The sequence below is a fragment of the Variovorax sp. YR750 genome (assembly GCF_900109805.1).
In the GTDB taxonomy this organism is placed as follows: Bacteria; Pseudomonadota; Gammaproteobacteria; order Burkholderiales; family Burkholderiaceae_C; genus Variovorax; species Variovorax gossypii.
Genome location: NZ_FOBJ01000002.1, coordinates 318,806 through 338,496 on the forward strand (window position 1 = coordinate 318,806; position 19,691 = coordinate 338,496).

Sequence of the window (19,691 nt, forward strand, 5' to 3'; positions counted from 1 at the left end):
CATGGACCACCTCACCGCCCTCAAAGTCTTCCGCACAGCCGCCGCCACGGGCAGCTTCGCCGGGGCGGCGCGGCAGATGGGGCTCTCGGCCGCGGCCGTCAGCAAGAACATCGCGGAGCTGGAGGCGCACCTGAAGGTGCGGCTCATCAACCGCACCACGCGGCAGATGAGCCTGACGGAGGCGGGCGCGGCGTACTTCGAGCGCCTGTCGCGCATCCTCGACGAGCTGAGCGAGGCCGACGCGGCGCTGGCGCCCATGGGCAGCAGCCCCGGCGGCGTGCTGCGCGTGAGCGCGCCACTGACCTTCGCGCTCACGCTGCTGTCGCCGGCCATTCCCGAGTTCATGGGCCGCTATCCGAACCTGCGGCTGGAGTTGAACCTGCAGGACACCCGCTCGGACATCATCGGCGAGGGCTACGACCTGGCCATACGCGGCAGCGACCGCCTGGAGGATTCGAGCCTCGTCGCGCGCAAGCTCATGACCATGCATCACGTGCTGTGCGGTTCGCCCGCCTACTTCGCCGCCGCCGGCCGGCCCGCGCAGCCCGAGGACCTGAAGGCCCGCGAGTGCGTGCAGTTCACGCTGTCGGGCCATGCGAACAAATGGACCTTCACGCGCGGCGGCCGCAGCGTGGCGGTGCCCATCGACGGGCGCTACAAGGTCAGCTCCAGCATCGCCGTGCGCGACGCGTTGCTCGCGGGCTTCGGCCTGAGCCTGATCCCGCGCATCTACGTCGAGGCCGAGCTGGCCTCGGGCCGTCTGGAGGCGGTGCTCGAGGACTGGCAGGCGGACGAGACGTCCGTGTACGCCGTCTATCCCTCGCGTCACCTGGCGGCGAAGACGCGGGCCTTCGTCGACTTCCTGGTCGAGCGCTTTTCCGCGCGCTGACCGTTGAGCAGCCTGCCCACGAAGGTGCGGCGCACCAGCAGCTGGTAGCTGGCGAGCGCCACCAGCGACGTGGCCAGGATGTTCAGGCCCATCTTCGCGACCACACCGAGCGGTGCATGGAACAGCAGGATGCCGAAGCCGATGGTGCCGAGCATGTGCACCAGGTACACCCAGTACGCGCTTTGCGACAGGTAGGCCAGCACCGCGTTCTGGCGCGGCAGGTAGCGCACGAAGGCGCCGACGAGGGCCAGGCTCCAGAGCCACGCGGTCGCGTTGTAGGCGAAGGCGATCCAGAACTCCGGATGCGGCAGGCGATGCGCACCGGCGCCGCGCGAGGCGCCAAGAAGCATCACCGTCGCGACGAGGAACACCAGCCCGGCCGCCGCGTAGCCCTTGCAGCGCGCCGCGAAGAGCGCCAGCAACCGCTCCCGCTGGCCGTGCACATGCCAGCCGACCAGGAAGAACAGGCCGCTCTGCACCCATTCGCCCAGCGGCGGCAGGAACGAACCGCTCACCGTGACCATGCCCGACGGGTAGAAGGCTCCGACGACCGCCAGCGGCAGCGCGAGCACCACGAAGCCCCAGCGCCGTTCGACGAGCGTCGTGAAGCCACCGGCCAGCGCATCGCGCAGCCGAGCCGGCACGAAGCGCTGCAGCCGCACGGCGGCCCATGCCAGCACGCAGAGCCAGAGCAGCTGATAGAGAAACCACAGGTGCATGGTGTTGAAGGGCGACCCGCCGGGCTGCCGCGCCGGCGTCAGCGTGGGGTCGATACCCGGCACGCCGCGCACCGTGAGATGGATGTAGACCATCGCCAGCACGGTGGTCGCCGCGAACAGCAGTGGCCAGAAGATCGCGAAGGGCAGCGCCAGCCGCAGGCCGCGGTTCTTCAGCATGCCGTTCGCGCCGCGCCGTTCGACCAGCAGCGCGGCGAAGAAGCCGGCCAGCAGGAAGAACACCGGCATGCGGAAGCTGTGGATGAAGAGCACCAGCAGGTCGGCCGCCGGCGATGTCTTCGGGTCGCGCCAAGGCAGCGGCGATTCGATCGTGAGATGGTTGACCGCCACGTGCAGCACGATGCCGAGCCACATCATCAGGGCGCGGAGGTTGTCGAGCGCGTGGAGCCTTTGCGAAAGGGGTTGTGCGTTGTTCATGCGGCCCACTGTCGGGCCTCACGCAACGTCAGGGTCAAGCGCTGGCGGCGGGCGGCGGCGGATTTTTCTGCTGCAGCACGGCCATGGCACGCAGCAGGTAGTCGCGCACTTCGGGCGTCGTCACCGCGGCGGCCTGCAGCACCGGCTCCGCGTTCATCGCCTGCATCAGGCGGGCTGCCAGGCCGGGGTCGTGGCCGGTGAAGGCGTCGAACAGGCGCGCCCATTCGCGCGCGATGGCCTGCACCCGCTCGTCGTCGGACGGAACGCCGCGCGCCTTCAGCGCGGCGAGTTCGCCCGCCAGGCGCCGCCATTCGTCTTCGGGCGGGCGGCTCAGGTGCGCGAGATCGTCGGTGGTCAGGTGGCGCAGCAGCGCGGCCATGCGTATGCCGATGGCTTCGCCGATGTAGTCCAGCAGTTCGGCGGGAGGCCCGTCGTCACTGCGCGCCACGGGCTCGCGCCGGTACATCTCGCCCCAGCGCGTGATGAGGTCGAAGCTGCCGTCCATCCACTGGCCCATCAGCATCATCCAGCGGGCGGCCAGCGGCTGCACCTCGGGGGCGCTGGCCGGCACGCCGCGCGATATCAGCGCGGCCACCTCGGCCACCAGCGGCGGCCACCGGTCGGCCACGGTCTTCCAGTTGGCCATGAACGACCTGATCTCAGCGGGGCTGAAATAGCGCCCGTAGGTGGTCATCTTCTCGAGCGTGTCCAGCCAGTCCTTCATGTCGGGCTGGGCGCCTTCGTCCAGGCGCTGCTGCAGCAGGCCGAGCCGCTCGCGCAAGGCGGTGGCCTGCGCGATCTGCTGGTCGAGCGATTCGATCTGCCGCGCGATGATGGCGGGCATCGAACCGCCCTCCTTGCCCAGCAGGGCGCCTATCTCGGCCAGCGGCAGGCCCAGCAGCCGCAGCGCCTGGATGGCGTGCAGGCGGGCGACGTCGGCCGCGTCGTAGAGCCGGTAGCCGGCCTCGGAGCGCGCGGAGGGCGCCAGCAGGCCGATGGCGTCGTAGTGGTGCAGCGTGCGCACCGTGAGGCCGGTGTGCCTGGCGAGTTCCCCGACCTTGAGCAGCATTGCCGGCTCCCGCTGGGGCTCAGTCGGCGCCGGACATCGGCCCGGGGTCTTCCCAGCCCAGCAGTTCGGCCAGCCGCCGCACGACCCATTCGGCCTCGGTAGGCGACACGCCGGATTCGGGTGTGGCCAGCCCGGCGTGGATGCGCCGCAGGATCTCGCTCTCGACCGGCACCTCGGTGTGGTGCTGGATCTGCGCATGGCCCACGAGGTGGCTGGCGAGGTCTTCGCAGATCTCGTAGCGCTCGCGCACCACGCCGACCGGCTCGCTCAGGCGCTGTCGCGCATCGGAGTAGACGGCGGGGAACGAGGGCGGGATGAGGATCTGGTTGTCGTCGGACATCGCGGGTCTAGGGGGAGGTCTGGGCACGGCGGCCCCAATGACAAAACGCGCCCGGGGGCGCGTTCGTCGTGGCCCCTTCGGGGAGCCGGCAGGCCGAAGGCCGGATCAGCCGCCCTTCTTGGCGCGCTTGCCGGGGTTCTTCTTGCTGCGCGTTGCGGTGCCGCGTTCGAGGCTGACCTTCTGGCCGCCACCGGAGCGCGGCACGGTGTAGCCGGGCAGCGGCGTCGGCTTCGGGGTGGCAACGCGTTCGGCTTCGGTACGGAATGTCTTGGGCATGAAAAGCTCGGGTAAAAGTGATGTTCGAACCTGCAATTAGGCCACATCGGGAATTTCATATGCCAATAACCGCAACGGCGGGTGGTGTCGGGCGCGCACGCTTCGTTTCGGGCTCGCTGATGCGCCACGTCTGCGTGATGGCGGGCACGGGGGCCATCGGGCTGATCGCGGTGTTCGCGGTCGACCTCATCAACCTCTTCTACATCTCGCTGCTCGGCGAAAAGGAGATCGCCGCGGCGGTCGGCTTCGCGGGCGTGGTGGGCTTCTTCCATGCCTCGCTGTGCATCGGGCTGACCATCGGCATCGCGGCGGTGGTGTCGCGCACGGTGGGCGCGGGGCGAGCCGAGGATGCGCGCCGCATCGGCACCTCCAGCCTCGTGCTGATGACGGCGCTGTCGGTGGTGGCGGGCACGGGCACCGCGTTCTTCCTGCATCCCGCGCTGCATGCGCTCGGCGCCGAGGGCGAGACGGCGCGGCTCGCGCATCGCTACCTCTCGGTGACGGTGCACACGCTGCCGCTGCTGGGCATCGGCATGGCGACCTCGGCGCTGCTGCGTTCGGTGGGCGACGCGCGCCGCTCGATGACGGTGACGCTCGCGGGCGCCTTCGTGACGGCGGTGCTCGATCCGATCCTGATCTTCGGCTTCGGCCTGGGGCTCGACGGCGCGGCCATCAGCGCGGTGGTCTCGCGCACGGTGCTCGCGGCCATCGGCCTGCACGGCGTGGCGGTGAGGCATCGCATGCTCGGGCGCTTCGAGCCGTCGCGGCTGGCCGGCGATGCGCGCGCGCTGGGCTCGGTGGCCGGGCCGGCGGTGCTGACGAACCTCGCGACGCCGGTGGGCGCGGCCTTCGTCACGCATTCGGTCGCGCAGTTCGGGCCCTCGGCGGTGGCGGGCGCCGCCACCATCGACCGTCTGACGCCCGTTGCCTTCGGTCTGGTCTACGCGCTCAGCGGCGCGGTCGGGCCGATCCTCGCGCAGAACCTGGGCGCCGGGCAGTTCCGTCGCGTGCAGGAGGGGCTGCGCGACAGCCTGCTCTTCATGGTGGCCTCGGTGGCCGTGGCGTGGCTGGTGCTCGCGCTCGGGCAGGGCGTGATCATCCGCGCGTTCTCGGCCGACGGGCAGGCGGCGCAGCTGATCTCGCTCTTCTGCAGCTGGCTGGCCGCGAGCTTCTTCTTCGCGGGCGGGCTGTTCGTGGCGAACGCCTCGTTCAACAACCTCGGGCATCCGCTGCTGTCGACGGGCTTCAACTGGGGGCGCGCCACGCTGGGCACCATTCCGTTCGCCTGGTGGGGCTCGCACTACGGCGCGGCCGGCGTGCTGATCGGCCAGGCCGTGGGCTCGTCGATCTTCGGGCTGCTGGCGGTGATCGTGGCGTTCCGCCTGGCCGCGAAGCTGGCGCGGCAGGAGGTGCCGGCGCCGGGTGCCGCCCCGGCTCCTGTGCTCGACGCGCCGGTGGCGCCGACCTCGGCGCAGGCGGCTACTGCTCCAGCAGCCGCACCTTGACCGACTTGCCCTTCACGCGGCCGGCGGAGAGCTTGCGCACCGCCTCGGCTGCGATCACGCGGTCCACCGCCACGTAGGTCGAGAACTCGTTGACGTTGATCTTGCCGACCTGCTCCTTGGCATAGCCACATTCGCCGGTCAGCGCGCCCAGCACGTCGCCGGCGCGGATCTTTTCCTTGCGCCCGCCGACGATCTGCAGCGTGGCCATGGGCGGCTGAAGCGGCGCGCCCTTGCCCGGCGTGAGCTCGGCCAGCTCGTGCCATTCCGATTCGCGGCCCTGCAGCTGCTCGATCTTTCCGACGCTGCCCATCTCGTCCATGCTGGCCAGGTTCAGCGCAAGGCCTTCCGATGCGCCCTGCTGCCCCACGCGGCCGGTGCGGCCGACGCGGTGGATGTGCACTTCGGCATCGGGCGTCACGTCGACGTTGATCACGGCTTCGAGCTGCGCGATGTCGAGCCCGCGCGCCGCCACGTCGGTGGCCACCAGCACCGAGCAGCTGCGGTTGGCGAACTGCACCAGCACCTGGTCGCGCTCGCGCTGCTCCAGCTCGCCGAAGAGGGCCAGCGCACTGAAGCCCTGGCCGCGCAGCACGTCGACGAGGTCGCGGCACTGCTGCTTGGTGTTGCAGAAGGCCAGCGTGCTGACGGGGCGGAAGTGGTCGAGCAGCAGGCTCACGGCATGCAGCCGCTCGTTGTCTTGCACCTGGTACCAGCGCTGGCGGATCTTGCTGCCTTCGTGCTGCGACTGCACCGCGATCTGCTCGGGGTTCTTCATGAACTGCTGCGCGAGCTTGGCGATGCCTTCGGGGTATGTCGCCGAGAACAGCAGCGTCTGGCGCTCCTTCGGGCACTGGCGCGCCACCTTCACGATGTCGTCGAAGAAGCCCATGTCGAGCATGCGGTCGGCTTCGTCGAGCACCAGCGTGTTGAGCGCTTCCAGGTCCAGGTTCTCGCGCTCGAGGTGGTCCATGATGCGCCCCGGCGTGCCCACCACGATGTGCGCGCCGTGCTCCAGGCTGGCCACCTGCCCGCGCAGCGCGACGCCGCCGCAGAGCGTGACCACCTTGATGTTCTCCTCGGCGCGCGCCAGGCGGCGGATCTCGGTCGTGACCTGGTCGGCCAGCTCGCGCGTGGGGCACAGCACCATCGCCTGCACGGCGAAGCGGCGCGGGTTCAGATTGGAGAGCAGCGCGAGAGCGAAGGCGGCGGTCTTGCCGCTGCCGGTCTTGGCCTGCGCGATCAGGTCCTTGCCGAGCAGCGCCGGCGGCAGCGCTGCTGCCTGGATCGGCGTCATCTGCGTGTAGCCGAGCTGCGTGAGGTTGGCCAGCATCTGGGGCGAGAGCGCCAGCGTGGCGAAGCCGTTGTCGCCGTTGCCGGCCGTGGAATCGGGGGTGGTCATGGTTCGATGGCCGGCAGGACGCACGAATGACAAAGGCCTTGCGGCGCCCTATGTGAGCGCTGCAAGGCCTTCGGTCGGTCGGGTATCAGCGGCGGGGTGCGTTGTTGTTGCCGGAGCCGCCGGAACCGGAGTTCGTCGGCGGCGGGCCGCGACGTTCCAGGTGACGGAAGGTGATGCGACCCTTGGTCAGGTCGTAGGGCGAGAGCTCGAGCGACACCTTGTCGCCGGCCAGGATGCGGATGTGATGCTTGCGCATCTTGCCGCCGCTGTAGGCGATCAGCTGATGGCCGTTGTCCAGCGTGACGCGGTAGCGCGAGTCCGGCAGGACTTCGGTCACCGCGCCGTTCATTTCGATGAGTTCTTCCTTTGGCATCTGTGCTTACCTCTGAATCGTTCGATGTGTGTTGGAGATTGAATTGGTGTGATTGTTTCAGCCCGCGTACGGGAGCGCGAGACGGACGCGCGGTTCGCTTCAACAGGAACGACGGCAGTGGTGGCCATCATGGGCGCCGGTCTTCTGGCACTCCAACACACTGTGAAAGCCGGCTTGCCGAGCGGGGAGGCCTGGAGAATTTCCGAGGCGGCGCAGGTTTGCCGGCGGTAATGACGAAATCTTCTTCGCCGTGGTATCGAAACGAACCCGACATTATAGCTTGCGGGGCATGACAGTTGCTTGTCTTAAAGCAACGCCCAAAAGAAAAAGGCCCCGAAGGGCCGTCGTGCAAGCGCTTTTTGCTATCGAAAACATAGTTCTGTCGGTGTGGCACAGGCAGCGCGCGCCCGGCGTGCGGCGCGCAGCAGCAGCATCAGGCCGGCGAACTGGCAGGCCGCGCCCACCCAGCCCACCGTGCCGACGCCGAACAGGTCGATCGCCACCCCGCCCAGCCCCGAGCCCGCCGCGATGCCCAGGTAGATCGCCGAGGCGTTGAGCGACAGCGTCATCGGCGCGCGTTCCGGCGCCAGCCGGATCAGCCGCACCGCCTGCGCCGGCCCGAAACCCCAGCCCGCGAAGCCCCACAGCGCCGACAGCCCCACGATCGCCGGCAGCGCCAGCCCGCGCGGCAGCATCTGCGCCGAGAGCGAGAGCCCGCCCAGGATCAGCACCAGCATCAGCGCGAAGCCCTGCGCCATGCGGTCGGCGCCGAAACGGTCGGTGGCCCAGCCGCCGGCCGCGGTGCCAACGGCCGCCGCCACGCCGATGGCGAAGAACACCGCGCCCGTGCCCTCGGCGCCGAAGCCCAGCGTGCTCGACAGGAACAGCGCGATGTAGGTGTAGAAGCTGAAGCCGCCCGTGGCCCACAGCAGGCTGACCAGCAGCCCCGGCAGCACGCCCGGCTCGCGGGCTACCGCGAAGGCAGGCGTCTGCTTCCCGGCGGCCGGTGCCTGCGCCAGTTCGCGCGGCAGCCCCAGTGCGAGGCCCCAGGTGGCGAGCGCCGCCACCGCGGCGATCAGCATGTAGGCCGTGCGCCAGCCGCCCCAGCCCGCGATCCACGCGCCCAGCGGCACGCCGAGCGCGACCGCCACCGTGCCGCCGCCGGTCACGATGGCCAGCGCCCGGCCGCGCAGCGCGGGCGACACCATCACCGCCGCCACCGCGCTCGCCGTCGGCAGGAACACGCCGGCCACCAGTCCCAGCGCGACGCGCGCCAGCGCCAGCTGCATGAAGCCGTGCGCCATCGACGCGGCCAGCGTCAGCCCGGAAAAGATCGCGAGGCTCGCGACCAGCAGCCGCCGGCGCCCGAAGCGCGCCAGCAGCGCCGCCATCACCGGCGAGCCGATGGCATAGCTCAGCGCGAACAGCAGCACCAGCTGCCCCGCGCGCGCGGCGCTGACATGCAGGTCGGCCGCAAGCACCGGCAGCAGCCCCGCGACCATGAAGCTCTCGGTGCCGATGGCGAAGGCGCCCAGCGCGAGCCAGCCCAGGCTCAGCGGCAGGCGCCCGGCCGGCTGCGGCGAGGACGAGGGGGAGGAGGAAAGAGCCGTGCTGTTCATGACGAATGACTCCGTGGAAAGTGTGTTCAGTGCCTCCAGAATAGGTTTGCAATTGGCTCTTCAAAAGAACCACAATCAGCGAAGTTCATGGAGCCACTTTTCGAACTCGCCATCCGCCTGCCGCCAGCCGGCTCGCGCGACCTGCTGCGTGAGCTGCATCGCCAGCTGCGCGGCGCCATCCTCGACGGCCGGCTGCAGCCCGGCGCCCGCCTGCCCGCCACGCGCGCGCTGGCGCAGCGTCTTGGCGTGTCGCGCAACACCATGCTGGCGGCCTACGACCTGCTGCTGAGCGAGGGCTACCTGCTGGCCCGCCCCGGCGCCGGCACCTACGTGGCCGACACGCTGCCGGCATCGCGGCGCGGCCGCGCCCCCCGAAAGTCCCTGGCGCTCCGGCGCGACCCCCGGCTGGTGCCGCCGGGCGTGCCGGGCGCCGACCTCGCCCCCACCCTGCAGCCGCAGCCCGCGCGCGACGACTTCCGCGTCGGCCTGCCCGACGTGAGCCTCTTTCCCTTCGACATCTGGCGCCGCCTGAGCGACCGCGCCTTGCGCCGTATCGCGCGGCAGACGGCCGACTACGCCGATCCGCAGGGGCAGGCCGCGCTGCGCGAGGCGATCGCCGGGCACGTGTCGTTCACGCGCGCGGTCGGCTGCACCGCCGACGACATCGTGGTCACGGCCGGCGCGCAGCAGGCCTTCGGGCTGCTCGCGCGCATCCTGGTCGTGCCGGGGCGCACGGTGGTGGCGGTCGAGCAGCTCTTCTATCCGTCGCTGCGCGAGGCCATGCTGGCAGCCGGCGCGAGGGTGGTGACGGTGCCCACCGACGCCGAGGGCGTGTGCGTGGACCGCATCCCGCCCGAGGCGCGCGTGGTGTGCGTGACGCCGTCGCACCAGTTCCCCACCGGCGTCGCGATGTCGCCGCAGCGCCGCGCCGCACTGCTGGCCTTCGCGCGGGAGCGCAACGCCGTCGTCGTCGAGGACGACTACGACAGCGAATTCCGCTTCGCCGGCCGCCCGCTCGACGCGCTGCAGACGCTGGACCGCGCCGAGTCGGTCTTCTACATCGGCACCTTCTCGAAGAGCCTGTTTCCTGCTCTGCGCCTGGGCTTCGTGGTGGCGCCGCCCTGGGCCCGCGCGGCGCTGGTTCGGGCGCGCGAGCTTGCCGACTGGCACGGGCCGGTGCTCGGGCAGGAGGCGCTGGCCGCCTTCATCGCCGAAGGGCACCTGGCGCGGCACATCCGCAAGATGCGCAAGCTCTACGCCGCGCGGCGCACCGTACTGCTCGACGCGCTGGCACGCCACGGCGCGGGCCGGCTGGAAGTGATTCCTTCCAGCGCGGGGCTGCACCTGTCGGCCTGGCTGCATGGCGGTACGCGCGACCACGTGGTGGTGGAGCGCGCCGCCGTGGCGGGCATCACGCTGCCGCCGTTGTCGCGCTACGCGCCGGAGTCGAACGCACCCGATGCGCCCAACGGCCTGGCCTTCGGCTACGGCCTCATCGGCGAGTCGCAGATCGACGGCGCCATCCGGCGGCTGGCGGCGTTGCTTTAGCGCTCAGGCCCTGTCCAGCGGCAGCTGCGTGGTGAACTTCGTGGTCGACAGCACCACGTCGCTCGAGTAGTTCTCCAGCTCCAGCGCGTCGCCCAGCTGCTCCTGCGCGAAGGCCTGGTACTCGGGCAGCGAGCGCGCGCAGATCACGAGCACGAAGTCGGTGTCTCCCGCCACGCAGTGGCACTGCAGCACCTGCGGCAGCGCATGCACCTTGCGCTCGAAGGCCTGTATCGCCTCGCGCGTGGTGCTGCGCAGCGCGACCCGCGAGATCACCAGCACCGGAAAGCCCACGCGCGCGGCGTCGAGGATCGCCACCTCCTCGCGGATCACGCCCGCGCGCCGCAGCCGCTGCACGCGCTTGAGGCAGGCCGAGGGCGAGAGGTTTACGCGCTCGGCCAGCGTCTGGTTCTGCAGGCCCGCGTCGGCCTGCAGCTCGGCGAGGATGCACTGGTCGATGCGATCGAGATCGAGGGTGCCGGTTTTCATGGTGCCGCCAGTGTGGCGCAACGCCCGGGCAATCGGATTCGCTTTGGGGCCCTCACAACGACACCGGATTCTCCGGCCGCTGGCTACGCTGCCCGCATCCCCCACGAAAAGGAGCATCCGATGGCAGAAGGCGCAACCTACGACCCCGTGGCCAGCAGGCACCTCGTGCGGTACGGCATGGGGCTCAGCTCGCACGTGATCGTCAAGGCGCGCGGCGCCACGCTGTGGGACCAGCACGGCCGAGAGATCCTCGACTTCACCTCGGGCCAGATGTGCGCCACCATCGGCCACAACCATCCGCGCATCGTCGCGGCCATCCAGAAGGCCTGCGAGGGCGCGCTGCACCTCTACAGCGGCTTCGTCGGGCCGGCCGTGCCGGCGCTGGCCGGGCGGCTGGCGTCGATGCTGCCGCCGTCGCTGTCGAAATCGATCTTTCTCTCGACCGGCGGCGAGGCCAACGAGGCCGCGGTTCGCATGGCGCGGGTGACCACCGGCCGCTACGAGATCGTGGGCCTGAACGGCGGCTGGCACGGCGTGACCGGCGGCATCGCCTCGCTCACCTTCGCCGGCCGGCATCACGTGGACTACGGGCCGCGCAAGCCCGGCACCATGTCGATTCCGGCGCCCAACTGCTACCGCTGCCCGGTGCGGCATTGCCGCGACGCCTGCGACACCACCTGCCTGGACGTGGGCTTCGACATGGTCGACGCGCAATCCAGCGGCTCGCTAGCCGCCTTCATCGCAGAGCCGGTGCTCAGCTCGGGCGGCGTGATCGTGCCGCCCAAGGGCTATTTCCCCAAGCTCAAGGAGAAGTGCCGCGAGCGCGGCATGCTGCTGATCCTCGACGAGGCGCAGACCGCCTTCGGCCGCATGGGCGCCAACTTCGCCTTCGAACAGGCCGATGTGGTGCCCGACATCCTCACCGTGTCGAAGACGCTGGGTGGCGGCGTTGCCATCGGCGCGGCCATCACCAGCGAAGCCATCGAGCAGGACTGCCACGACAAGGGCTTCGTGCACGTCACCTCGCATGTGTCCGACCCGCTGCCGGCCGAGGTCGCGCTGGCCGTGCTCGACGTGCTGGAGGAAGAAGACCTCGCCCGCCGCGCCGCCCAGATGGGCAAGCGGCTGCGCCAAGGCCTGGAGACGTTGAAGGCCCGGCACGAGGTGATCGGCGACGTGCGCGGCCATGGCCTGCTGCAGGGCGTCGAACTCGTGAAAGACCGCGAGACCCGCGAACCCGACGCCGAGCGCGGCCGGGCCATCACCGACGCCTGCATGGAGCGCGGCCTGAGCATGAACATCGTTGCCGTCGGCGGCATGGCGGCGGTGTGGCGCATTGCGCCGCCGCTGAACGTGACGGAGGCCGAACTCGACCGTGGGCTCGAGATGCTCGACGACGCGATCCGCTCGACGATCTAGCCGATCCCCAGCATCCGCTTGTTGGCCGCCACGTCCACGCCGCCCGCCGCGAAGTCGTCGAAGGCGCGGTCGGCCACGCGGATGATGTGGTCGGCGATGAACTTCGCGCCCTCGCGCGCGCCGTCTTCCGGGTGCTTGATGCAGCACTCCCACTCCAGCACCGCCCAGCCCGGGAAGTCGTACTGCGCCATCTTCGAGAAGATGGCCTTGAAGTTCACCTGACCGTCGCCCAGCGAGCGGAAGCGCCCTGCCCTGTTGATCCAACTCTGGAAGCCGCCGTACACGCCCTGCTTGCCGGTCGGATTGAACTCGGCGTCCTTCACGTGGAAGATCTTGATGCGCTCGTGGTAGTGGTCGATGTAGGCCAGGTAGTCGAGCTGCTGCAGCATGAAGTGACTCGGGTCGTACAGCAGGCAGGCGCGCGGGTGGTTGTTCACGCGCTCCAGGAACATCTCGTAGCTCACGCCGTCGTGCAGGTCCTCGCCGGGGTGGATTTCGTAGCCCACGTCCACGCCGGCGGCGTCGAAGGCGTCCAGGATGGGCCGCCAGCGGCGCGCCAGCTCGTCGAAGGCTTCCTCGATCAGGCCCGGCGGGCGCGGCGGCCACGAGTACAGGTAGGGCCAGGCCAGCGCGCCCGAGAAGGTCGCGTGCGCCGTGAGCCCGAGGTTGGCCGAGGCCTTGGCCGCAAGGTGCAGCTGCTCGACGGCCCACTGCTGCCGCCGCACCGGGTCGCCGCGCACCTCGGGCGCCGCGAAGCCGTCGAAGCCCGCGTCGTAGGCCGGGTGCACCGCCACCAGCTGGCCCTGCAGGTGCGTCGATAGCTCGGTGATCTGCAGGCCGTGGCTCGCCAGCGTGCCCTTCACCTCGTCGCAGTAGGTCCTGCTTTCGGCCGCCTTCCTCAGGTCGAACAGGCGGGCGTCCCAGCTGGGAATCTGCACGCCCTTGTAGCCCAGGCCGGCAGCCCAGCCGGCGATGCCGTCGAGGGTGTTGAAGGGGGCGGTGTCTCCCGCGAACTGGGCCAGGAATATGGCTGGGCCCTTGATGGTTTTCATCGGCTTGTCTTCCTTGTACGTTGGGGCAGCGTTGAAAGCATACTTGGCGTGTCGTCCGACCCCGTGCGAGAGGCCAACGAGCCAAAATGGACTTTCCTTTTCGCATCACCCGTCCGGTTCCCACCGACGACAGTCCAGCGATGACACAACCTGTTTCCGCCAGGCTCAAGATCGGCCTGTCCGCCTGCTTCTCGCATGCGGACCCGGCCCGCTCGCTCTTCACCAACAAGACTTTGCAGTACGTCGAGCAGTCGATCGCGCACTGGCTCATGTCCGCCGGCGCGATGGTCGTGATGGTGCCCTGCCCCACCGGCGAGACCGCGCGCGGCGACACCAAGCTGTCGCACTACGCCGAATGGCTCGACGGCGTGGTGATGCACGGCGGGGCCGACGTCTGGCCCGGCAGCTACGGCGAGGTGCCGCTGAAGGACGCCTGGATCGGCGACCGCATCCGCGACCTCTACGACCTCGCGCTGGTCGAGGCCTTCGAGCAGGCCGGCAAGCCCATCTTCGGCGTGTGCCGGGGGCTGCAGCTCATCAACGTGGCCTTCGGCGGCACGCTCTACCAGGACATCGAGGAACAGCACGGCCACCCCCAGACGCTGAAGCACCGCGACCCGGTGACCTACGACCAGAACTTCCACGACATCGAGATCGTGCAGGGCACGCGGCTGTCGAAGCTCTACCCCGAGGTGCGCACCGCGCGCGTCAACAGCATTCACCACCAGGGCATCAAGGGCCTCGCGCCGGGCTTCGAGGTCGAGGCCTGGAGCCTGCCCGACCGCGTGCCCGAGGCCATCCGCCGCCGTCCCGAGAAGGGCCGCAGCTACATCTCGGCGACCCAGTGGCACCCGGAGTTCCACAAGTACGGCAGCACCGAGACCGTGGACGACACGCCGATCCTGCACGACTTCCTGTGGGCCTGCGCCACCGCCAAGGTCGCGCCCAAGACCACGCCGCGCTCCGGCTCCGGCAAGATCCGCGACCGCGCCGCGCGGGTGCTGCGGCAGGCGCTGCTGCGGCGCTGAGGAGGAAGTTCGCGGGCTAGGTCCGGCCCACGAAGGTGGCCGCCGGCACGTTCGTTCTCCAGAAAGCCTCGTCGCGAACGGGTGCGCCCCAGGCTTCCAGATAGTCGAGCACAAGCTCTCGCGTCAGGCGGTCCCTGACAAGCCTCGATGCATAGCGCTCGGTCCGTTCGAACCCGAACGGGCTGCCTTCCTGGAAGAAGTCCCAGCGATCGTCCTTCATCGCGCGCACCATGCGCCTCGGCTTGCCGTCCGCATCGACCTCGAACGAGTTGATCGGGTCCTCCGCTTGAGGCGAAGTGCTCCGCACCTCGGCGACGTCGAACAGGAAGCGGGTGCAGTACGAGCGGAAGAAGTAGTCGCTCGACGCGGCGTGCGGCATGAAGGCCGTGAGATGCGGGGCGGCTTCCGGCACCCAGAGCAGCATGGTGGAGCCTTCCCCGATGTACGACTGGGATGGAAAGGCGAATGGCGCGGCCGCCACCTTCACCTTCATCGGGGGATGGCCGTCGAAGGCGCGCGCCACCTCGATCAAGGGAGCGCGAACGACAACGAGATTGAAATACGCCCGGTCCAGCACTCCGGGTTGCGCCGCAATGGTCATGGGCGCGATTCTCAACTGCTGGACAGGCGTCTGGTCAGCGCCAGGCAGCACGCAGCAGCGCCGCCGGATCCGAAGTGCCGGCGCTGATGCCCGTCACAGGCCCCCAGTCGGGATCGAAGCGGCTCGAAAGGAACGCGGCCGATTCCTCCGCGCTCGCGTGCTCCAGCATCAGGCAGGCCTGCGCGGCCAGCACCAGCCGCTGGGTGAAGCGGCGGGCCTGCTGTTCCAGCTCCTGAGGCGGCAGCTGCGTCATCCGGCGCACGGCCTGCAGCGCGTCGAGCACGCGGGGCTCGCCGGCGGCGACTTCCTGCAGGTGATCGAGCACGAGGTGCGCGTCGTCGGGGTTGCGCGAGACGGCGCGCAGCACGTCCAGGCACATCACGTTGCCCGAGCCTTCCCAGATCGAGTTCACCGGCGCCTCGCGGAAGAGTCGGCCCATCGGGCCCTCCTCCACGTAGCCGTTGCCGCCGAACACTTCCATCGCCTCGCCGGTGAGTGCCACTGCGCGCTTGCAGTTCCAGAACTTCGCGGCGGGCGTGAGCAGCCGGCGCCAGGCCGTGTCCAGCGGCGCCGCGGAGCCGAAGCGCGAGGCCAGCCCCATCGCCAGCAGCGTGGCGCTTTGCGATTCGAGCGCCATGTCGGCCAGCAGCGCGGTCATCACCGGCTGGTCGGCCAGCGCCTTGCCGAAGACGTGGCGGTTGCGCGCGTAGTGCAGCGCCTGCGCGAAGGCTTGGCGCATGAAGCCGGCGCTGGCCAGCGCGCAGTCCAGCCTCGTCACGGTCGCCATCTCGATGATGGTCGGGATGCCGCGGCCCTCGTCGCCCACGAGCACGCCCCAGGCGTCCTTGAACTCGACCTCGCTGCTCGAATTGGAGCGGTTGCCGACCTTGTCCTTCAGCCGCTGGATGTGGATCGCGTTCTTGCTTCCGTCGGGCCGCCAGCGCGGCACGAAGAAGCACGAGGAGCCGTGCTCGTCGGTCTTGGCCAGCACCAGGTGGCCGTCGCACATCGGTGCCGAGAAGAACCACTTGTGGCCGGTGATGAGGAACTCCTCTCCCCAAGGGCCGCTTCCGGCCGGCACGGCGCGCGTGGTGTTGGTGCGCACGTCGCTGCCGCCCTGCTTCTCGGTCATGCCCATGCCGACGGTGATCGAGGTCTTGCCCTCGAGCGGGATGTCGCGCGCATCGTGGTCGTTCGACGCCAGCTTGTCGCGCAGCGCGGCGTACAGCGCCGCGTTGCGGCGCACGACCGGGATGCAGGCCTTGGTCATGGTGGTCGGGCAGGTCGAGCCCGACTCGATCTGGCTGTGCATGTAGAGCGACGCGCCATAGCCCACCCAGGCCGAGGGCCGCTCGTCGAAGAACGGCAGGTTGGCGATGCCGTTGCGCCGGGCGATGGTCATCATCGTGTGCCAGGCCGGATGGAAGCTCACCTGGTCGATGCGCTCGCCGGTGCGCGAATGGGTGTGCAGCTCGGGCTCGTGGTGGTTGGCGTCTTCCGCGGCGCGCAGCGTGGCCTCGGCGCCGTACTCCGCGCCCTGGCGCGCCAGCTCCTCGTCGCGCCAGGCCGCGCCGCCGCGTGTCACTGCGCCGCGCAGCGTGGGGTCGCTGGTGTAGACGTTGTAGTCCTTGAGCTCGGGGACCTGGTTGTCGGGGTGGATGCCGGTGGTGGTCATGGTCGTTTCTTCCGGTTGAAGGCTCAGGCTTCGGGGCGCCGCTCGCGCAGCACCAGCGTCTGGGTGGCGAGGCCGATGGGGCCGCTCTCGTCGTAGAGGTGGGACACGACGAGGCCCGCGCCGGCGCCGTGGGCCTCGGTGACCGAGCTCACGCCGATCCACTCGCCCTGCGGCACGCGGAACAGGTTCATGCTCATGTCGGCGTTGGTGAACAGGTAGCGCTCGGCCGGCAGCACCCAGCTCAGGCCGTTGCCGAAGTCGGCGGCGGCCGCAGCGCGCATCGCGGGCGAAGTGGCCGCGCCGTGCAGCAGCGGCACCGCGAGGCGGAACCACGCGCCGCACGGGCCGGGCCGGGCGGCGTCGCCTTCGGCCACGCGCGTTTCCATGGCCGTGCCGTAGAACGACACGCCCCTGGGCAGCCCCGGGATGCGCACGGGCTCCTTGCAGTCGCGCGGCAGCGGCAGCATCTGCCGCCGCGGCCAGCCGGGCAGATCGGGCGGCAGCGCCAGCTGCTGTTGCGCCAGCAGCAGCAGGACATTCGCCCGCGCCACCAGCACCTCGCCGGCGAGCAGGTCGATGCCCACGCGCACGGTCGAGCGCGAAGCCTGCACCTGCGCGCGCGTGGTCAGCGGCGCCACGGGCACCGGCTTCACCAGCTCGGTGGTGAGCCGCGCCAGCTGCCAGCCGGGACCGGGCGCGGCCCGCTCGGCTACGTACGCGAGAAGTGCGCAGGGCGCGCCGCCATGCTGCGCGCGCGGGTCCCAGGGGCCGCGCGAGAGTTCGCTCGGCAGCCAGGCGTCCTCGCCCTGCGCGGTGTAGACGGCGGGGTGGGAGCCGTCCGGATCGATGTCGTCTTGAGCCATTGCAGAATGCCGTTCGATGGGTCAAAAAATTCTAGGAACAACCCGCCCGCGAGGTGTTCGGGTTCGGCTGCGCTGATGGCTGCTCCCCGCGCCGCCGCCGCCCCGAGGAGAAAGCCGCGCCAGTCCCGCGCGCTCCACACCTCGCAGGCGCTGCAGGAAGCCTTTGTTCGGCTTTTGGTCGAGAAGGGCTATGCAGCCATCACCATCCGCGAGATCGTGTCGGTGGCCGGCACGGGGCTCGGCAGCTTCTACGAATACTTCGCGAGCAAGGAAGACCTGGCGCGCGTTGTCCTGCACCTGCGCTCCAAGGCGCTGCTGCTGGACATGCGCGCGGCCGTCGCCGCGCACGCGGGGCGGCCGCTGGCGGAGATCGTCGACGCGGTGATCGACGCACAACTGGAGGCGCACCGCGCGCAGCCCCTGGCCTGGGGCGCGCATTACCTGCTGGAGCGCCACCTCTCGGGTCCGGAGGCCTATCGCAAGATGTACGACCGCTTCGTGGGCGAATGGGTGGGCGTGCTCGACGCGGCTGTTGACCTGTCGCCGGACTGCCAGAAGAAGGAAGTTGCCCGCGTGTGCCAGACCATCATCTACGGCCTGTTCGCGCACCTGCACATCGGCACCGGCGGGCGGCCCGACCTGCAGGCGCTGTCACGGCAGCTGCGTGCCGCACTGCACGGCTACCTGGCGGGCGTGGCCTGATCGGGCCAGATGCTATCGGTCGTAGACGGCCAGCCCCGCCAGTTGCCGAAAGCCCTCGGCAGTCAAGGAAAGCAAGGCTCCAGCGAGCCCTCCCCGGAACAGCCAGCGCTTCCTGCGCCCGGACACGCCGAATGCCGAAATCAGCACGGCAAGCGACAGGAAAAAGAGCCCCATCAACTGCGAGTCGGGCGGCAGCAAGGTGACTGTCTGACTGTTGCGCCCCGGCCGGTACGTGTAGCTGCCGGACAAGAGAACCCAGATGCCGAAAAGCGCTGAGCCCAATGGCAGCAGCGGGGCCAGATATCGCAAGACGAACGACGGTCTTTGCGGGTCTAGGGGCGCTTTCACGGCTCAGGCGCCGCCCATTGTGGAATGCAGGAACGCACGCTGCGAATCGCCGGATCTCAGCGCGAATTGTTCTTGTAGCCGCTGACGCTGGCATCGATGGTGCCGAACACCGTGACGCCGCTGCCGCTGGTCGGCGTGGCGGCGGAGGAGCCGGCATTGCCGTTGCCGGCCGAACCCGTGCCGGCGCAACCCGTGGCCAGCACGCCCATTGCGATCGCGAATGCGGCGGCGATGAAAGACGACTTCAACGGAATCTCCTGGATGGTTGGACCGGGGCCACTATAGGCCGGCCGCGTAAAGCGGCCTGTAACAGCACACCCGGCGCCGTCAGGGTTGTTGGCGCCGCCTGCCCCCTCCTGCTTATTCGGGCTTGGCGCCCGAGGCCTTCACCGCCGCGCCCCACACGCCGATCTCGCTCGCCACGAAGCGGTCGAACTCGGCCGGGGTCGTCGGTGCGGGCTCGGAGCCGCGCTCGCGGATGAAGCGCGCCATCTGCTCGCTCTTCAGGATGTCGGTCACCTCGCGGTTGAGGCGCTCGACGATGTCGGGCGGCGTGCCGCGCGGCGCCATCAGGCCGAGCCAGCCCACGGCCTCGAAGTTCTTCGTGCCCGCCACGCCGCTTTCGCGCACGGTGGGTACGTCGGGCAGCTGCGAGGAGCGCGTGGCCGAGGTCACGGCCAGCGGTACCGCCCGGCCCGACTTGATGTGCGGCAGCGCGGCCGTCACGGAGTCGATCATCAACGGCACCTGGTTGCCCAGGAAGTCCGACTGCGCCGGGCCGCTGCCCCGGTACGGAATGTGCGTGACGAAGACATGCGCCGCCGCTTTGTACATCTCGCCCGACAGATGCTGCGTGCCGCCGATGCCGGCGCTCGCGTAGCTCAGCCGGCCGGGCTCGGCCTTGGCGCGCGCGGTGAGCTCGGCCAGCGTGCGGATGCCGCTCTCGGGCGTGGCCAGGAACACCAGCGGCACCTTGGCGATGAGCGAGATGCCGACCAGGTCCTTGCGCGGATCGAACCCTGGCTTGGCGTAGAGCGTCTGGTTCACCGCCATCGCGCTGCCCGCCACCACCAGCGTGTAGCCGTCGGGCTGCGAGCGCACCACGAATTCGGTGCCGATGTTGCTGCCGGCGCCGGCCTTGTTGTCGACCACCACCGGCTGACCCAGCCGCTTGCCGAGCTGTTCGGCGATGGCGCGGGCGAAGATGTCGGTGGCCTGTCCGGGCGGGAACGGCACGACCAGCTTGACCGGCTTGTCGGGCCACGCGGCGGCGTGCGCCAAACCGCTGCCGCCGAGCACCGCCACGGCCAACGCCACGCTCGTCGCGAAGTGTCTGCGCAGCATG

At 70.0% G+C, this 19,691-nt stretch carries 21 protein-coding genes; 6 read left to right on the forward strand and 15 right to left on the reverse strand.

The features are described 5' to 3' along the window. The first annotated feature begins 1 nt into the window (after window position 1). The gene (locus BMY35_RS05015) at window positions 2-889 is read left to right on the forward strand and encodes a LysR family transcriptional regulator (protein WP_093195900.1); all 888 of its coding nucleotides are present in this window, start codon (window positions 2-4) and stop codon (window positions 887-889) included. Here BMY35_RS05015 and BMY35_RS05020 read toward each other — a convergent pair. The 4 genes from BMY35_RS05020 to BMY35_RS38245 form a co-directional block, all read right to left on the reverse strand. Next, a complete protein-coding gene (locus tag BMY35_RS05020; RefSeq protein ID WP_093195901.1) occupies window positions 826-2,043 on the reverse strand; it encodes an acyltransferase family protein in 1,218 nt (405 codons plus the stop codon). The genes BMY35_RS05015 and BMY35_RS05020 overlap by 64 nt on opposite strands. Before the next feature lie 34 nt (window positions 2,044-2,077). Then, on the reverse strand, window positions 2,078-3,112 hold the full coding sequence (locus tag BMY35_RS05025) for a MerR family transcriptional regulator (RefSeq protein ID WP_093195902.1): 1,035 nt from the start codon (window positions 3,110-3,112) through the stop codon (window positions 2,078-2,080). Window positions 3,113-3,131: 19 nt separating this feature from the next. Continuing rightward, a complete protein-coding gene (locus BMY35_RS05030) occupies window positions 3,132-3,452 on the reverse strand; it encodes a hypothetical protein (protein WP_093195903.1) in 321 nt (106 codons plus the stop codon). Between the two features lie 105 nt (window positions 3,453-3,557). After that, window positions 3,558-3,728, reverse strand: a complete 171-nt coding sequence (locus tag BMY35_RS38245; RefSeq protein WP_164546861.1) for a hypothetical protein — start codon at window positions 3,726-3,728, stop codon at window positions 3,558-3,560. A 59-nt stretch (window positions 3,729-3,787) separates the two neighbouring features. On the opposite strand from BMY35_RS38245, the gene BMY35_RS05035 reads away from it, so the two are divergent. Next, window positions 3,788-5,233, forward strand: a complete 1,446-nt coding sequence (locus BMY35_RS05035) for an MATE family efflux transporter (protein ID WP_093195904.1) — start codon at window positions 3,788-3,790, stop codon at window positions 5,231-5,233. Here BMY35_RS05035 and dbpA read toward each other — a convergent pair. From dbpA to BMY35_RS05050, 3 genes are all read right to left on the reverse strand, one after another. Beyond that, window positions 5,208-6,632: an ATP-dependent RNA helicase DbpA gene (dbpA, locus tag BMY35_RS05040; RefSeq protein WP_093195905.1), complete on the reverse strand. Its 1,425-nt coding sequence runs from the start codon at window positions 6,630-6,632 to the stop codon at window positions 5,208-5,210. The genes BMY35_RS05035 and dbpA overlap by 26 nt on opposite strands. A gap of 85 nt (window positions 6,633-6,717) precedes the next feature. Further along, window positions 6,718-7,005 (reverse strand): translation initiation factor IF-1, encoded by a 288-nt coding sequence (infA, locus tag BMY35_RS05045; protein ID WP_093195906.1) that lies wholly within the window; start codon window positions 7,003-7,005, stop codon window positions 6,718-6,720. Window positions 7,006-7,367: 362 nt separating this feature from the next. Next, a complete protein-coding gene (locus BMY35_RS05050) occupies window positions 7,368-8,624 on the reverse strand; it encodes an MFS transporter (RefSeq protein WP_093195907.1) in 1,257 nt (418 codons plus the stop codon). Window positions 8,625-8,711: 87 nt separating this feature from the next. Between BMY35_RS05050 and BMY35_RS05055 the strand changes: the two genes are divergently transcribed. After that, a complete protein-coding gene (locus BMY35_RS05055) occupies window positions 8,712-10,172 on the forward strand; it encodes a MocR-like pyridoxine biosynthesis transcription factor PdxR (protein WP_093195908.1) in 1,461 nt (486 codons plus the stop codon). A gap of 3 nt (window positions 10,173-10,175) precedes the next feature. Here BMY35_RS05055 and BMY35_RS05060 read toward each other — a convergent pair whose 3' ends face one another. Further along, window positions 10,176-10,658: an Lrp/AsnC family transcriptional regulator gene (locus BMY35_RS05060; RefSeq protein ID WP_164546862.1), complete on the reverse strand. Its 483-nt coding sequence runs from the start codon at window positions 10,656-10,658 to the stop codon at window positions 10,176-10,178. 120 nt (window positions 10,659-10,778) lie between these two features. Here BMY35_RS05060 and BMY35_RS05065 point away from each other — a divergent pair, with 120 nt between their 5' ends. Further along, window positions 10,779-12,077, forward strand: coding sequence for an aspartate aminotransferase family protein (locus BMY35_RS05065; RefSeq protein WP_093195910.1), 1,299 nt, complete (start codon window positions 10,779-10,781; stop codon window positions 12,075-12,077). Here BMY35_RS05065 and BMY35_RS05070 read toward each other — a convergent pair. After that, the gene (locus BMY35_RS05070) at window positions 12,074-13,129 is read right to left on the reverse strand and encodes a sugar phosphate isomerase/epimerase family protein (protein WP_093195911.1); all 1,056 of its coding nucleotides are present in this window, start codon (window positions 13,127-13,129) and stop codon (window positions 12,074-12,076) included. The two genes, BMY35_RS05065 and BMY35_RS05070, sit on opposite strands and share 4 nt — an antisense overlap. 140 nt (window positions 13,130-13,269) lie before the next feature. Here BMY35_RS05070 and BMY35_RS05075 point away from each other — a divergent pair, with 140 nt between their 5' ends. Further along, window positions 13,270-14,157, forward strand: coding sequence for a gamma-glutamyl-gamma-aminobutyrate hydrolase family protein (locus tag BMY35_RS05075; protein WP_093196178.1), 888 nt, complete (start codon window positions 13,270-13,272; stop codon window positions 14,155-14,157). A 16-nt stretch (window positions 14,158-14,173) separates the two neighbouring features. Here the strand turns inward: BMY35_RS05075 and BMY35_RS05080 are convergent, their stop codons facing one another. From BMY35_RS05080 to BMY35_RS05090, 3 genes are read right to left on the reverse strand one after another with little or no spacing between them, the layout of a single operon-like run. Continuing rightward, on the reverse strand, window positions 14,174-14,758 hold the full coding sequence (locus tag BMY35_RS05080) for a hypothetical protein (protein WP_093195912.1): 585 nt from the start codon (window positions 14,756-14,758) through the stop codon (window positions 14,174-14,176). A 34-nt stretch (window positions 14,759-14,792) separates the two neighbouring features. Beyond that, on the reverse strand, window positions 14,793-16,433 hold the full coding sequence (locus BMY35_RS05085; RefSeq protein WP_093195913.1) for an acyl-CoA dehydrogenase family protein: 1,641 nt from the start codon (window positions 16,431-16,433) through the stop codon (window positions 14,793-14,795). 23 nt (window positions 16,434-16,456) lie between these two features. After that, window positions 16,457-17,296, reverse strand: coding sequence for a thioesterase family protein (locus BMY35_RS05090; RefSeq protein WP_093195914.1), 840 nt, complete (start codon window positions 17,294-17,296; stop codon window positions 16,457-16,459). Between the two features lie 75 nt (window positions 17,297-17,371). On the opposite strand from BMY35_RS05090, the gene BMY35_RS05095 reads away from it, so the two are divergent. Then, complete coding sequence (locus BMY35_RS05095; RefSeq protein ID WP_256228241.1) at window positions 17,372-17,998, forward strand: TetR/AcrR family transcriptional regulator; 627 nt, start codon at window positions 17,372-17,374, stop codon at window positions 17,996-17,998. Window positions 17,999-18,010: 12 nt separating this feature from the next. Here BMY35_RS05095 and BMY35_RS05100 read toward each other — a convergent pair whose 3' ends face one another. The 3 genes from BMY35_RS05100 to BMY35_RS05110 form a co-directional block, all read right to left on the reverse strand. Beyond that, entirely contained in the window at window positions 18,011-18,307 is a 297-nt protein-coding gene (locus tag BMY35_RS05100; RefSeq protein WP_093195916.1) for a hypothetical protein, read from the reverse strand. Window positions 18,308-18,402: 95 nt separating this feature from the next. Further along, complete coding sequence (locus BMY35_RS05105) at window positions 18,403-18,594, reverse strand: hypothetical protein (protein WP_093195917.1); 192 nt, start codon at window positions 18,592-18,594, stop codon at window positions 18,403-18,405. A 112-nt stretch (window positions 18,595-18,706) separates the two neighbouring features. Beyond that, a complete protein-coding gene (locus BMY35_RS05110; protein WP_093195918.1) occupies window positions 18,707-19,690 on the reverse strand; it encodes a Bug family tripartite tricarboxylate transporter substrate binding protein in 984 nt (327 codons plus the stop codon). Window position 19,691: the final 1 nt, after the last annotated feature.

Bases quoted from the DNA above. Each gene is read 5' to 3' on its own strand.
- BMY35_RS05015 (WP_093195900.1), top strand. From the start codon at position 2: ATGGACCACCTCACCGCCCTCAAAGTCTTCCGCACAGCCGCCGCCACG.
- BMY35_RS05020 (WP_093195901.1), bottom strand. From the start codon at position 2,043: ATGAACAACGCACAACCCCTTTCGCAAAGGCTCCACGCGCTCGACAAC.
- BMY35_RS05025 (WP_093195902.1), bottom strand. From the start codon at position 3,112: ATGCTGCTCAAGGTCGGGGAACTCGCCAGGCACACCGGCCTCACGGTG.
- BMY35_RS05030 (WP_093195903.1), bottom strand. From the start codon at position 3,452: ATGTCCGACGACAACCAGATCCTCATCCCGCCCTCGTTCCCCGCCGTC.
- BMY35_RS38245 (WP_164546861.1), bottom strand. From the start codon at position 3,728: ATGCCCAAGACATTCCGTACCGAAGCCGAACGCGTTGCCACCCCGAAG.
- BMY35_RS05035 (WP_093195904.1), top strand. From the start codon at position 3,788: ATGCCAATAACCGCAACGGCGGGTGGTGTCGGGCGCGCACGCTTCGTT.
- dbpA (WP_093195905.1), bottom strand. From the start codon at position 6,632: ATGACCACCCCCGATTCCACGGCCGGCAACGGCGACAACGGCTTCGCC.
- infA (WP_093195906.1), bottom strand. From the start codon at position 7,005: ATGCCAAAGGAAGAACTCATCGAAATGAACGGCGCGGTGACCGAAGTC.
- BMY35_RS05050 (WP_093195907.1), bottom strand. From the start codon at position 8,624: ATGAACAGCACGGCTCTTTCCTCCTCCCCCTCGTCCTCGCCGCAGCCG.
- BMY35_RS05055 (WP_093195908.1), top strand. From the start codon at position 8,712: ATGGAGCCACTTTTCGAACTCGCCATCCGCCTGCCGCCAGCCGGCTCG.
- BMY35_RS05060 (WP_164546862.1), bottom strand. From the start codon at position 10,658: ATGAAAACCGGCACCCTCGATCTCGATCGCATCGACCAGTGCATCCTC.
- BMY35_RS05065 (WP_093195910.1), top strand. From the start codon at position 10,779: ATGGCAGAAGGCGCAACCTACGACCCCGTGGCCAGCAGGCACCTCGTG.
- BMY35_RS05070 (WP_093195911.1), bottom strand. From the start codon at position 13,129: ATGAAAACCATCAAGGGCCCAGCCATATTCCTGGCCCAGTTCGCGGGA.
- BMY35_RS05075 (WP_093196178.1), top strand. From the start codon at position 13,270: ATGACACAACCTGTTTCCGCCAGGCTCAAGATCGGCCTGTCCGCCTGC.
- BMY35_RS05080 (WP_093195912.1), bottom strand. From the start codon at position 14,758: ATGACCATTGCGGCGCAACCCGGAGTGCTGGACCGGGCGTATTTCAAT.
- BMY35_RS05085 (WP_093195913.1), bottom strand. From the start codon at position 16,433: ATGACCACCACCGGCATCCACCCCGACAACCAGGTCCCCGAGCTCAAG.
- BMY35_RS05090 (WP_093195914.1), bottom strand. From the start codon at position 17,296: ATGGCTCAAGACGACATCGATCCGGACGGCTCCCACCCCGCCGTCTAC.
- BMY35_RS05095 (WP_256228241.1), top strand. From the start codon at position 17,372: ATGGCTGCTCCCCGCGCCGCCGCCGCCCCGAGGAGAAAGCCGCGCCAG.
- BMY35_RS05110 (WP_093195918.1), bottom strand. From the start codon at position 19,690: ATGCTGCGCAGACACTTCGCGACGAGCGTGGCGTTGGCCGTGGCGGTG.